The sequence below is a fragment of the Falsiroseomonas sp. CW058 genome (genome assembly GCF_050563535.1).
Classification (GTDB): Bacteria; Pseudomonadota; Alphaproteobacteria; order Acetobacterales; family Acetobacteraceae; genus Falsiroseomonas.
Genome location: NZ_JBNXUO010000003.1, coordinates 266886 through 279287, shown reverse-complemented (window position 1 = coordinate 279287; position 12402 = coordinate 266886). Strand labels below are relative to the sequence as shown.

The 12402-nt window shown below is 73.5% G+C and carries 14 protein-coding genes; 11 read left to right on the top strand and 3 right to left on the bottom strand.

The window, feature by feature from the left end; translation table 11 throughout:
* Positions 1–2 precede the first annotated feature (2 nt).
* The 4 genes from ACK8OX_RS04735 (at position 3) to ACK8OX_RS04720 (ending at position 3061) form a co-directional block, all read left to right on the top strand.
* Positions 3–296 (top strand): DUF4387 domain-containing protein, encoded by a 294-nt coding sequence (locus tag ACK8OX_RS04735; RefSeq protein WP_430662766.1) that lies wholly within the window; start codon positions 3–5, stop codon positions 294–296.
* Positions 293–1684 carry an acyclic terpene utilization AtuA family protein gene (locus tag ACK8OX_RS04730; RefSeq protein WP_430662765.1) on the top strand — a complete coding sequence of 464 codons (1392 nt, stop codon included), beginning with the start codon at positions 293–295 and terminating at the stop codon, positions 1682–1684. The genes ACK8OX_RS04735 and ACK8OX_RS04730 overlap by 4 nt, the downstream gene beginning before the upstream one ends.
* A 98-nt stretch (positions 1685–1782) precedes the next feature.
* Positions 1783–2733: a glycosyltransferase family 2 protein gene (locus ACK8OX_RS04725; RefSeq protein ID WP_430662764.1), complete on the top strand. Its 951-nt coding sequence runs from the start codon at positions 1783–1785 to the stop codon at positions 2731–2733.
* 73 nt (positions 2734–2806) lie between these two features.
* On the top strand, positions 2807–3061 hold the full coding sequence (locus tag ACK8OX_RS04720; RefSeq protein WP_430662763.1) for a DUF3126 family protein: 255 nt from the start codon (positions 2807–2809) through the stop codon (positions 3059–3061).
* On the opposite strand, the gene ACK8OX_RS04715 is transcribed toward ACK8OX_RS04720, so the two are convergent.
* Genes ACK8OX_RS04715 through ACK8OX_RS04705 form a run of 3 tightly spaced genes read right to left on the bottom strand, consistent with a single transcriptional unit; the run spans position 2974 to position 5426 of the window.
* Entirely contained in the window at positions 2974–4167 is a 1194-nt protein-coding gene (locus tag ACK8OX_RS04715; RefSeq protein ID WP_430662762.1) for a DUF3618 domain-containing protein, read from the bottom strand. The two genes, ACK8OX_RS04720 and ACK8OX_RS04715, sit on opposite strands and share 88 nt — an antisense overlap.
* Positions 4164–4559, bottom strand: a complete 396-nt coding sequence (locus ACK8OX_RS04710) for a phage holin family protein (RefSeq protein WP_430662761.1) — start codon at positions 4557–4559, stop codon at positions 4164–4166. Before ACK8OX_RS04710 ends, ACK8OX_RS04715 begins: the two co-directional genes overlap by 4 nt.
* A 12-nt stretch (positions 4560–4571) precedes the next feature.
* Complete coding sequence (locus ACK8OX_RS04705) at positions 4572–5426, bottom strand: hypothetical protein (RefSeq protein ID WP_430662760.1); 855 nt, start codon at positions 5424–5426, stop codon at positions 4572–4574.
* A gap of 106 nt (positions 5427–5532) precedes the next feature.
* Here ACK8OX_RS04705 and ACK8OX_RS04700 point away from each other — a divergent pair, with 106 nt between their 5' ends.
* The 7 genes from ACK8OX_RS04700 (at position 5533) to phnE (ACK8OX_RS04670) (ending at position 12401) form a co-directional block, all read left to right on the top strand.
* A complete protein-coding gene (locus ACK8OX_RS04700) occupies positions 5533–7191 on the top strand; it encodes a DEAD/DEAH box helicase (RefSeq protein WP_430662759.1) in 1659 nt (552 codons plus the stop codon).
* Between the two features lie 61 nt (positions 7192–7252).
* Positions 7253–8047, top strand: a complete 795-nt coding sequence (locus tag ACK8OX_RS04695; RefSeq protein WP_430662758.1) for a DeoR/GlpR family DNA-binding transcription regulator — start codon at positions 7253–7255, stop codon at positions 8045–8047.
* A 71-nt stretch (positions 8048–8118) separates the two neighbouring features.
* Positions 8119–8958: an HAD-IIB family hydrolase gene (locus ACK8OX_RS04690; protein ID WP_430662757.1), complete on the top strand. Its 840-nt coding sequence runs from the start codon at positions 8119–8121 to the stop codon at positions 8956–8958.
* Positions 8955–10040, top strand: a complete 1086-nt coding sequence (gene phnD, locus ACK8OX_RS04685; protein ID WP_430662756.1) for a phosphate/phosphite/phosphonate ABC transporter substrate-binding protein — start codon at positions 8955–8957, stop codon at positions 10038–10040. Before ACK8OX_RS04690 ends, phnD begins: the two co-directional genes overlap by 4 nt.
* Positions 10037–10804 (top strand): phosphonate ABC transporter ATP-binding protein, encoded by a 768-nt coding sequence (gene phnC / locus ACK8OX_RS04680; RefSeq protein ID WP_430662755.1) that lies wholly within the window; start codon positions 10037–10039, stop codon positions 10802–10804. Before phnD ends, phnC begins: the two co-directional genes overlap by 4 nt.
* A complete protein-coding gene (phnE, locus tag ACK8OX_RS04675) occupies positions 10801–11583 on the top strand; it encodes a phosphonate ABC transporter, permease protein PhnE (protein ID WP_430662754.1) in 783 nt (260 codons plus the stop codon). Before phnC ends, phnE (ACK8OX_RS04675) begins: the two co-directional genes overlap by 4 nt.
* A complete protein-coding gene (gene phnE, locus ACK8OX_RS04670) occupies positions 11580–12401 on the top strand; it encodes a phosphonate ABC transporter, permease protein PhnE (RefSeq protein ID WP_430662753.1) in 822 nt (273 codons plus the stop codon). The genes phnE (ACK8OX_RS04675) and phnE (ACK8OX_RS04670) overlap by 4 nt, the downstream gene beginning before the upstream one ends.
* The last annotated feature ends 1 nt before the right edge of the window (position 12402 follow it).

Genomic DNA, 12402 nt, shown 5'->3' with positions numbered 1-12402 from the left:
TGGTGGACGCGGCGCGGGTGATCCGCAGCAAGAATGCGGGCCCGCTGCACCTGACGCTCGACCTGATGTTCGAGGACCGGGCGCGCTACGACCTTGCTTGCGCCTCGCCCGCGCTCGAAGCCGGTGCGATCGCGCGGCTCTACGGCGTCTCCGGCAACCTCGTGCAGGTCATCCCCTATCCGGCCGCATTGGCGATCAAGGTGGTGATCGAACGGCCGGTCGTCGCAGGCAGCCCGGGGGATGCGGATGTCTACGGGGCGCAGCAGCACCGCCCCCTGCTGGGGATCGAGTTGTGAGCGCCGTCGCGCGGCTGCTCGCGCAGGGGCTGCGGCCGGGGCGGGAACTCCGCGTCCTCGCCGCCTCCGGCCAGCTCGGCTACGGCATCCCGGAAGCGGCGCTGAAGGCGGGGCTGGACCGGGCGCCGCATGTCATCGGCGCCGACATGGGCTCGATCGACATCGGCCCCGCCTATCTCGGCTCCGGCCGGCTTTCCACCAGCGACGCGGTGACGCGGCGCGACCTGCGGCTGGTGATGCGGGCGGTGCGCACCACCGGTGCGCCGCTGCTGATCGGCAGTGCGGGCAGCGCCGGCGCGGCGCCGCACCTGGCCGCGACGCTGGCCCTGATGGATGCCGTCGCGAAGGAGGACGGGCTTTCCTTCCGCGTCGCCGTCATCCATGCCGACATCGACCGCGCCTGGCTGCGCGCCACCGCCGCCGCCGGCCGGACCCGCCCGATCGGCGCGAGCATCGGCGCGCTGACGGCCGGCACCATCGACGCCGCCGCCCACATCGTCGGCCAGATGGGGACCGAGGCCTTCCTGCGGGCGCTGGCGCTGGAGCCCGACATCATCGTGGCGGGCCGCGCCTGCGACACCGCGATCTTCGCCGCCGTGCCGCTGCTGCTGGGCTACGACCCCGGGCTTGCGACCCACATGGCGAAGATCATCGAATGCACCTCGATCTGCTGCATCCCCGGCGGGCGGGACGCGATGCTTGGCACGCTGGACGGGGAAGGCTTCACGCTGGAAAGCATGAACCCCGCCCGTGCCGCGACGCCGCTCTCGGTCGCGGCCCACTCGCTCTACGAACAGTCGGACCCGCTGGTGGTGCATGAGCCGGAAGGGACGCTGCATGTGGGTTCGGCCAGCTTCACCGCGCTCGATGCCCGCCGCACCCGCGTCTCCGGCGCAGCCTGGCAGCCGGCGGTGCAGCCGACGATCAAGCTGGAAGGGGCCGAGAAGGTGGGCGAACGGGCCGTGCTGCTCGCCGCCAGCTGCGACCCGCGGGTGATCGCGAACCGCGATGCCATCCTGGCCGGCGTGCAGGCGCAGGTGGCCGAGATCCTGCCGGGCAGCGACTACACGCTGCGCTTCCGGGTCTACGGCACCGGCGCGACCAGCCTGTTCGCCACGCCGGCGCTGCCGGCCGAGGAAGCCTTCTTCCTCGGCGAATGCATCGCGGCGGAGGCCGACCGCGCCAAGGCGGTCGTCGCGACGGCGAAGCAGTACCTGCTGCACCACGGCTTCGCCGGGCGGCTGTCCACCGGCGGCAACATCGCCTTTCCCTTCACCCCGCCGGAACTGTCGGCCGGGGCCGCATGGCGCTACTCGATCTATCATGTGGCGGAGTGCGACGACCTGGCGGCGGCCTTCCCGGTGGAGACGACGACCATCGGCCGCTGACACGGCAGGCATCCCGGGACCGCCGCGGGCGGTCCGTGAAACATGAAGAAGTGCAACCGCACCGCATCCCAACGCGGACGGCGACGTTGGGGCGCGTCATGCCTGATCAACTTCCGATCGTCTCGGTTGTCATCCCGGCGCGGGATGCCGCCGGCTTCATCCTCCGGGCCGTCCGCTCCGTACGGCGTCAGAGCCTGCGACGGGTCGAGATCCTGCCCGTCGACGACGCCTCCTCCGACGCGACCTGGCGCATGATGCTGGAGGAGGCGGCGCAGGACCCGCGGCTCCGCCCGCTGCGCCGGCCGCAGGCCGGCGGCGTATCGGCCGCGCGCAACACGGGGCTCGATGCCGCACGCGGGCGCTACGTGACCTTCCTCGATGCGGATGACCGCTTCCGGCCCCGGCGCCTCGCCCGGCTCGTCGCCTTCGCCGAGGCGACCGGCGCGGAACTGGTCGCCGACGACCTCCGCCGGCACTGGTTCGAGGCCGGGCGGCCGATCGACCGCCACCTGGGGGCGCCGGCCATCGCCGCCCTGCCGCAGCCACTCGGCCTCGCCGATCTCATCGCGCGCGACATGCCGGGGATGCCGGACGCCCAGCCGCGGCAGCTCGGCTACCTCAAGCCCGTCTTCCGGCGCGACTTCCTGCTGCGCCGCGGCCTGCGCTTCGCCGAGGGGCTGCACGCGGGGGAAGACCTGCTGCTCTATGCCGAATGCGTCGCGGCGGGCGGGCGCTTCCATGTGACGGAAAGCGCGGACTACCGCTACGCGGTGCGGTTCGGATCGCTTTCGAACAGACCGGGCATAGCCCATGGCCAAGCGGCGGCGAACCGGCGGCTGCTCTCGGTCGCGGCACGGGCCGGGGATGCGGCCGCCTTCGCCCTGCTGCGGCGGCGCCAGGCCGCGCTGGACCATGCGGCGCTGGCCGATGCGGCGATGCGGGGGCACTGGCTGGATGCCCTGTCCTATGCGAACTGGGCGCGGCCGCAGGAACTGGCGACGGACCTCCGCGTGGTGGCAGGGGCGGCGCGGCGGCGCGTCGTCGGATGATGCACCGCGGCCGCGCTTGGCGCGGCCGCCATGGCGGTGCATAGGGGCGCCAACCCTTCAGGAGTATCGCCGAATGAAGCCGCAAGAGATCGCCCGCGTGCAGGCCTATCTGCGCCGGCTGCTCGGGTCGGACCGCATCCAGGTCCTGGCGCCGGCACGGTCCGGCCTGACGGTCGAGGTGGCGGTGGAAGGCGAGGTGATCGGCACCGTGCATCGCGACGACGAGGAAGGGGAGGTGTCCTACGCCGTCACCCTGACGGTGCTGGAGGAGGACCTGCCGCCGATGGACGCCGCCCCGCCCGCCGCCGCGCGCCGCCCGGGGCGATAGGGAAGCCGCGGCGGTTCGCCGCTGCCGTTCCCTGCCGCGTCCCGCGCCTGGCCGGCGACGTCGCGGGCAGTCTGCTCCACCGCCTCGCGCACCTCGCGCGCCACCTGGCCCAGCGCCTCGGCACCGCGCTGGGGCGTCAGGCCGCTCTCGTCGATCTGGCCGCGCACCCGGCCATAGACCTCGCTCGCGGCTTCCTGCACATGCGCCAGCTGCTCGCCGGCGGCGGCCTTCGCCTGCTGGTAGCCCTGCTCCGCCAGGTCGGCGACGCGGCTGGCAACCTGGTCGCGAGTCTCGCCCATCAGGCGGTCCTCGGCCTCGCTGCCCGGCAGCACCGCGCCGAGCGCGGCGCCGATGATGAGGCCGATGCCCCCCGCCACCAGCGGCTGGCGCTGCATCAGTCCACCCAGGCCGCCACCGAGGCCGGAGACGCTCTCATACCCCGACTCCGCCCAGTACGAAGCCCGGCGCGAGACGTCGGACGCGGTGCTTCCCGCGGTCTCCGTCACGCTCTGCCAGGCCTCGGCCACGGCCGAGCCGGCGCGGCTTGCCGCATCCGCCACCGTGTTGCGCGCGGTGGAGAGGGCCTCGCCGGCCTGGCTGGCCGCCCCCGCCACGCTGTCGCGCAGCGCGCCCGCCGCATCGCCGGCGCCTTCCCGCAGCGACGCCGCGACCCCGGACGCGCGCTGGCCGAGCGACGGGCCCGAGGAGGAGGAGGAGTAGGAGCCATGCAGCCCGTTCCCCTCGCCGCCATGGCCCATCCCCATGTGGGAGGAGGACGTCCCCATGCCGGTGGAGGTGCGGCGCGGTGCGGGCGGCAGGCCTGCGGCGCGATAGCCGTCCTGCCGGCCGCCCGACATCATCAGCCAGCCGATGCCGGCACCGATCAGCAGGATCGGCAGCGGGTTGTCGCGCACGGTGCGGCCGAGATTGGCGACGAATTCCTGCCCGCCGGAGCCGCGGACATAATCCATCGCCTGTTCGAGCATCTGGCCGGGGGAGACCCGGTCCTTCAGCTCCTCGATCGTGCCGGTCAGCCGCGCGCGCGTGCCTTCCACTTCCCGCTCGATCTCCGCGGCGCTCTTGTAGCCCGGGTCGGTCGCGCTCATCGTACCTGCTCCTTCGCCACCTGGGCATCGCGCGACAGCTGGTGCGCGGTGCGTTCGGGCATGAGGTTGGACATCTTCAGCTTGGCCAGCGCGCCCTTCAGCAGCAGGTAGCCGCCGAGGGCCGCGATCAGGCCGGTGATCAGGTATCCCCAGCCCGGGGCCAGGTCGAACAGCCGGATCAGCAAGGCCGCCAGCGCATGCAGCAGCATGATGAGCGCGCCGAGCAGCAGCACGCCGCCGATCGCGAGCCCCGGCAGCGCCGCCGTCGTCTCGTTCACCTTCTCGCCCATCTCGGCGCGGGCGAGCTGGATTTCCTTGCGGAACAGCGTCGAGAGCTGGTTGACGAGGTCGCCGAACAGTTCGGGAAGGGAGCGTCCGTAATCGCTGGGCATCGTCCCGCTCCCTCAGCCCACGTCGCCGGGCCGGCCGCCCGAGCCGAAGGGGGCCTGGCTCGGCGACTGCATCGCGGCGGCACCGCCGAGCGAGGCGGAGGCGAGCGTCGCGGGGCGCGAGGTGCCGTTCTCGTCCTGCACCCAGCCCGGCGCCCCGGTGGCGGCGCCATGCGTCTGCGCGCCGCCCGAGGAGGAGCCGCCCATGCCCGAGCTGCCCATGCCCGAGCTGCCCATGCCGGTCCCGCCCATGCTGCCGCCCGCATAAGACGTGCCCTGGCTGCTGGCCGGCACCGCGTCGTAGTCGCCGTAGCCGCCATACTCATTGTAGTCGTGCCGCCCGCCGTACTCGTCATGGCGGTGCGGGTTGGACGCGCGGGCGAAGCGCGCCAGCGCGAAGCCGGCGAGCACGGCGGCGCCGAAGAAGGCCAGCGGCTGGCGACGCGCGAAATCCTGCACGCCCTGGATCAGGTCGCCCGGGCTGCTCTCACGCAGGCTGCGGGCCATGCCGTCGATCGTGCCGGCCGCGTCATGCACGATGCTGGCGAGCTGGGGCGTCGCGCCTTCCAGCTCCTCCGCGGCGCGGTGGACGGCGCGCGCGAGGCCCTCGGCCTGTTCGGCGGTGCTGCGCTTGCCCTGCTCGGCGATGCCTTCGGCGCGCGCCTGCACGGCCTGCACCACTTCCGCGCCCTGCTGCTTCAGGGTTTGCGCGGCGGCGGTGGCTTCCTGCGCGACGGTGCTGGCGGCCTGCGCGGCGGCGGCACGAGCCTCGGCGGCGGCGGCGCGGAGATCCTCGCCCGGGCTGCGCGTGGCGGACTGGCCGGTATCGGGCGGCTGGGTGGAATGGGAAGTCTGGAAGGGATCGCTCATGGCGCTGCTCCTGAAAGGGGGCGGGCGTGACGGCAATGACAACGACGCTTGCAGCCATGCGTTCCGGGGGCGTGCTTCCTGGCCTCTGATGCGTTAGGGGCAGGCCATGCCCTTCCCCGACCTTCCCGCGCCGCTTGCGGCGGCGCTTGCCGAACGCGGCTATGCCGAGCCGACGGCCGTGCAGTCCTCCGTGCTCGAACCCTCGACGAATGGCCGGGATCTGCTGGTCTCGGCGCAGACCGGGTCCGGAAAGACCGTGGCCTTCGGCCTAGCCATCGCGCCGGAGGTGCTGGCCGCGGGCCGCGGCAACCAGCCGCGCGCGCTGGTGGTGGCGCCGACGCGCGAACTCGCGCTCCAGGTGCGGGAGGAACTCGGCTGGCTCTATGCCGGCGCGCAATGTCGCGTGATCGCCTGCGTCGGCGGCACCGACATGCGGGCCGACCGGCGTGCGCTGGCGGCCGGTGCGGAGATCGTGGTCGGCACGCCCGGCCGCCTGCGGGACCACCTGGAACGCGGCGTGCTCGACCTCACCGCGCTGCGCGCCGCCGTGCTCGACGAGGCGGACGAGATGCTGGACATGGGCTTCCGGGACGACCTGGAAGCCATCCTGGAGGCCGCGCCCGAGGCGCGGCGCACGCTTCTGTTCTCGGCGACAGTCCCGCGCGAGATCGAGGCGCTGGCGAAGTCGTACCAGAAGGAGGCGCTGCGCATCGCCGCGACGGCGGAAGGCGGGCGGCATGCCGACATCACCTATCGCGCCATGGCCGTCGGCCCGCGGGAGGTGGAGGCCGCGGTCGTCAACGCGCTCCGCTGGTTCGAGGCGCGGGGCGCGCTGGTATTCTGCAACACCCGCGAACAGGTCGCGCGCCTGCATGGCAGCCTCGTCGAACGCGGCTTCGCCGCCGTCTCCCTGTCGGGCGAGCTGACGCAGGCCGAACGGAACCGCGCGTTGCAGGCGTTGCGCGACGGGCGGGCGCGGGTCTGCGTCGCGACGGATGTTGCGGCCCGCGGCATCGACCTGCCCGATCTCGGCCTGGTGCTGCATGCCGAGATCCCGCGCGACCGCGACACGCTGCTGCATCGCTCCGGCCGGACCGGGCGGGCGGGGAAGAAGGGCACTGCGGTGCTGATGGTGCCGCACAACCGCCGCCGCGTGGTGGAACGCCTGCTGCAGCAGATGCGCCTGGCGGTGGAATGGGGCACCGCCCCGACCGCCGACGAGATCCGCGCCCGCGACAACGAACGCCTGGCCGTGCAGGCGCGCGAGGCCGCCGATGTGGAAACCGACGAGGACGATGCGGCGCTGGCCCGCGCGTTGCTGGCGGACCGACCGGCCGAGGCGGTGGCCGCCGCCCTGGTCCGCGCCCTGCGCGCGCCGCTGCCGGCACCGGAGGAGATCGCCGACGAACCCGCGCCCCCGCCGCCCCGCCCGCGCGGCGGGGAGGGGGAGGGGGTGTGGTTCGTCCTCTCGGTCGGCCGCCATTCCGGCGCCGATCCGCGCTGGCTGCTGCCCTTCATCTGCCGCCGCGGCCACCTGACCCGGCGCGAGGTCGGCCGCATCGAGGTGGGCGACCGCGAGACGCGGGTGGAGATCGCCCCCTGGGCGGCCGAGCATTTCGCCCGGGTGTCGCAGAAGCCGCTGGAGGGGGAGGACGACCGGATTCGGATCGAGCCGCTGGGCCGCCCCGCCGGCTTCGCGCCGCGCCGCGGCCCGCCGCGTGGCCCCGGCGGCCCGCCTCGGGGGCCACGCCCACCGCGGCGCTGACCGGGCGGGCCGGTTCCGCCGCGCTTGTCGCGGGCCGGCGCGGTGTGGCACCTTCCACACCATGCCGAGGCTGAATGACGGCGCCCCGGACAAGACCCGGCGCCACCAGCGCATCCTTGCCGCGCTGGCCACCGACCCGACCGTCCGCATCTCCGCCCTTGCGGCGCAGTTCGGCGTCTCGGCGGAGACGGTGCGGCGCGACGTGGAGGAGTTGTCTCGCCTCGGCGCGGTGCGGCGGACCTATGGCGGGGCCAGCGTCGTGGCGGCCGGGCAGCAGCCCGAACTCTCCTCGCGCGAGAGGATGGCGGTGGCGGAACGCGCGCGCATCGGCGCCGCCGCGGCCGCGATGGTGCAGCCGGGCGATGTCGTGATGCTCGACGCCGGCAGCACCACCGGCCACATGGCCCGCGCCTTGGCCATGCGGGGCATCCGGGCGACGGTGCTGACCAACAGCCTGCCCGCCGCGCAGGCGCTGTCCGCCGCGCCGGGCGGCGCGATCCGCGTCATCCTGTGCCCGGGCGACGTCAGCGCGGCGGAACAGGGCGTCTACGGGCCGGAGACGGCGGCCTTCCTGGAACGCTTCCATGCCGACCTCGCCTTCGTCGGCGCCAGCGGCCTGACGCCCGAGGGCCCCTGCGACGTGGAGACGCGTGCCGTCTGGGTGAAGCGCGCCATGCTCGCCCGCGCCGGGCGCCGCCTGCTGCTGGTGGACCACGAGAAGTTCGGCCGCGCGGTGCTGGAACGGGTCTGCCCGCTGGAGGACCTGACCGGCCTGGTGACCGACTCCGCGCCGACGGGACGTCTGGCGGAGGTGCTGGCGAGGGCGGGGGTCGATCTCACCCTCGCGCAGGGCTGATGGACCGGGACGGGGTCGATGCGCTATGTGACATTCCACACCCGTCGCCCGACCTTCCACAACGGATCGCCATGACCGCGCCCCGCGCCGCCACCCCGAAGCCGCTCGCCGAGGCCGGCGCCGCCGCGCTCGGCGCCGTGGACTGGCTGCTGGCCGATATCGACGACACCATCACCACCCATGGCCGCCTGACCGCCGCCGCCTATGGGGCGATGGAGCGGCTGGACGCCGCCGGGGTGAAGGTGGTGCCCGTCACCGGCCGCCCGGCCGGCTGGTGCGACCTGATCGCGCGGCTCTGGCCGGTCGCGGCGGTGGTCGGGGAAAACGGCGCGCTCTGGTACGCCCACGACCCCGCCGCGCGCCGGATGCGCCGCCACTACGTCCAGCCGCCCGAGGTGCTGGCCGCGTCCCAGGCGCGCCTGAAGGCGCTGGCGGCCGAGGCGATGCGCGCCGCGCCGGGGGCCGCGCTGGCGGCCGACCAGCCCTTCCGCATCTTCGACGTGGCGGTGGATTTCCGCGAGGATGTCGGCCCGCTGGACGACGCCGCGCCGGAGGCGATCGCGCGCGTCTTCCGCGACGGCGGGGCGGAGGCCAAGGTGTCCTCCATCCACGTCAATGCCTGGATCGGCGAATGGGACAAGCGCGCGGGGGTGCAGCACCTGTTCGCGACGCTGTGGCAGCCGCTCGACCAGGTCCTGCCCCGCGTGGCCTTCATCGGCGACAGCCCGAACGACGCGCCGATGTTCGCGCGCGTGCCGCTTTCGGTCGGCGTTGCCAACATCCGCCCGTTCCTGTCCGCTATCGCCGCGCCGCCCGCCTTCGTCACCCGGGGCGAGGGCGGGGCGGGCTTCGTCGAATTCGCAGAAGCCGTGCTCCAGGCACGGCGTCAGAAGGAGGAACCACGCCGATGATCCGCAGGATGCTGCCCGCCGCAGGCTTCGCCGCCGCGCTGATGGCCGCCATGCCATGGTCGGGCGCCGCGGCGCAGGGCGCGCCTTGCGCCTTCCGCGGCTCGCTCGACGATGCCTATTGCGACGCCGACCGGGACATGACGGCGGATCCGCCCGCCGATGCCGCGCGGCAGCGCGACCCTTCCGTGCTCGTCTTCGCCTATACCCCGGTCGAGGACCCGGCGCTCTACGCGCAGCAGTTCCGCCCCCTGCTCGACCATCTCGGCCAGTGCACCGGCAAGCGGGTGGTCTATTTCCAGGTGACGTCGAACGCCGCGCAGGTGGAGGCGATGCGGTCGGGGCGGCTGCACATCGCCGGCTTCTCCACCGGCCCGACCGCCTTCGCGGTGAACCTCGCCGGCGCCGTGCCCTTCGCGGTGAAGGGCAACGCGGAGCAGTACGAGAGCTACCGCGTGGTGACGCTGGTGCGCGCCGACAGCCCCTTCCAGACGCTGGCCGACCTGAAGGGCCGCCGCGTGGCGCACACCTCCGCCACGTCGAACTCCGGCAACCTGGCGCCGCGCGCCTTCTTCCCCGCGCAGGGCCTGACGCCGGACACCGATTACCGCGTGATCTATTCCGGCGGGCACGACCGTAGCGTCATGGGCGTGAACGCGGGTGACTACGACGCCGCGCCCGTCGCCTCCGACGTCTACAACCGCATGGTCGCGCGCGGGCAGGTGCGGCGGGAGAACTTCCGCGTCATCTGGCAGTCCGACCCGTTCCCGACCAGCAGCTTCGCGCTGGCCCACGACCTGCGGCCGGAACTCGCCCAGCGCATCCGGCAGTGCTTCTACGACTTCCGCTTCCCCGAGGCGATGAGCCGCGACCTCGGCGGCAATGACCGCTTCTGGCCCGCCACTTACGCCCGGGACTGGGCGCCGGTGCGCGCGGTGGCGGATGCGGTGAACGCCCCCTACAACCGCGCCGCCTTCGACGCGGAGAGCCGGCGCGAGCTGGAAGCCGAACAGCGCCGCCGCCAGCAGCAGCAGGCTCCGGCGGCTGCGCCGGCGCCGGCGCCCGCCCAGCCCCGCCAGCCATGAGCGCCGCCGCGCAGCGCGGGCTCGCGATCCGCGGCCTGGTCAAGGAATACGTGCCCGGCAGGCCCGTGCTGCGCGGCATCGACCTCGACGTGGCGGCCACCGGCATCACCGCCGTGATTGGCCCGTCGGGAACCGGCAAGTCCACGCTGATCCGCTGCATCAACCGCCTGGTGGAGCCCACGGCCGGCGAGATCACGCTCGACGGCGCGAGGCTCACCGGCATCCGCGGCGCGCAGCTGCGCCTGGCGCGGCGCCGAATCGGCATGGTGTTCCAGGAATACAACCTGGTTGAGCGCCTGACGGTGATGGAGAACGTGCTCTCCGGCCGGCTGGGCTACGTCCCGCTCTGGCGCGCCTGGCTGCGGAAATACCCCGCCGGGGACGTGGCCGCGGCCTTCGACCTGCTCGACGCCGTCGGCCTGCCGGACCACGCGACGCGCCGCGCCGATGCGCTGTCCGGCGGGCAGCGGCAGCGCGTCGGCATCGCGCGCGCGCTGATGCAGCGCCCGGCGCTGCTGCTGGCGGACGAGCCGACCAGCTCGCTCGACCCCAAGACGGCGGTGGAGATCATGGAGCTGCTGGCCCGCCTGACCGGCGCGGCGGGGGTCCCCGTGATCGTCAACATCCACAATGTCGAGCTCGCGAAGCGCTTCGCGCAGCGGATCGTCGGGATGGAAGGCGGGCAGGTCATCTTCGACGGCCCGCCGGAGGCGCTGGAGCCCGCGCATCTGCGCCGCATCTACGGCGGCGAGGACTGGCTGTGACCGCGGCCGCCGCGCGCGACGCCTTCCGGCCGAACTGGGCGGCCCGGGGTGGCTTCGTCGCGCTCGCGCTCTACTCCGCCTATGCGGCGACGCAGCTCGACATCACCTGGGCGCGGCTCCTCGTCGGCTTCGGGGAGGCGGGCCGCTTCCTCGCGCGGATGGTCCCGCCCAACTTCGAGCGGTGGGAACTGCTGCTGGAAGGGATGCTGGAGAGCCTGCAGATCGCGGTGCTGTCCACGGTGCTGGGCATCCTCGTCTCCCTGCCGCTCGGGTTGCTGGCGGCGCGCAACCTGACGCCGCTCTGGGTCAACGCGCCGGTCCGCGGCCTGGTCGCGGTCTGCCGCAGCCTGCACTACGTGATCGTGGCCATCCTGTTCGTGAAGGCGATCGGCTTCGGCGCGCTGGCCGGCATCGCGGCGCTGACCATCGCGTCGATGGGTTTCGTCGCCAAGCTCTTCGCCGAGGCGGTGGAGGAGATCTCGATGAAGCAGGTGGAGGCGATCCGCGCGACCGGCGCCGGGCCGGGCGCCGTCCTGCTGTACGGCGTGCTGCCGCAGGTGGCGTCGCGCTTCGTCGGCTTCTCGCTCTACCAGCTCGACAGCAACCTGCGGAACTCCACCCTCGTCGGCATCGTGGGCGCGGGCGGGATCGGGGGCACGCTGTTCGCGGCCTTCAAGCGCTTCGACTACGATTTCGTCTGCGCCATCCTGCTGACCATCATCGCGCTGATCTTCGTGGCCGAGCTGGTGTCCGGCCGCATCCGGGCGGCGCTGCGATGAGCGCGGTGGTCCAGGGCCCGATGGCGCCCGTCGCCCGCGAATGGCGCCGCCGCACGCCGGGGGAGGCGATCGGCCGCTGGCTGGTCTGGCTCGCCACCGTCGCCGCCGTGGTCTGGGCGGTCCGCAGCATCGACATCATCCCCGAATTCCTGGCGGACGCGCCGGAACAGATGGCGGACCTGCTGGTGCGGATGTGGCCGCCCGACCTCGGCCACTACTACCCCTCGGTCCATGCGGCGCTGGTCGAGACGCTGCACATCGCAACCCTGGGCACGCTGATGTCGCTCATCCTCGCGGTGCCGGTGGCGCTGCTGGCGGCGCGCAACATCTGCCGCATCCCTGCGCTCAACCTCGCCGCTCAGCTCATCCTCGTTTCCTCGCGCAGCGTGAACTCGCTGGTCTGGGCGCTGATCTTCGTGGCGGTCTTCGGCCCCGGGCCGGCGGCGGGCACCTTCGCCATCGCCTTCCGGTCCATCGGCTTCGTCGGCAAGCTCCTGGCCGAGGCGCTGGAGGAGACGAATGCCGGCCCGCTGGAGGCGCTGCGCTCCGCCGGCGCGCCCTGGGGGCACGTCATGCTCAAGGGCGTCTGGCCGCAGGTGCAGCCGGCCTTCTGGGGCATCGCGCTGTTCCGCTGGGACATCAATGTCCGCGAATCCGCCGTGCTCGGCCTGGTCGGCGCGGGCGGCATCGGCGTGGTGCTGGATGACGCCATCAACTTCTTCCAATGGGACCGCGTGGCGACGGTGCTGCTCGCGATCCTCGCCGTCGTCGTGGTGGCGGAGATCGTGGTCACCCGCATCCGGGCGCGGCTGATCTGAG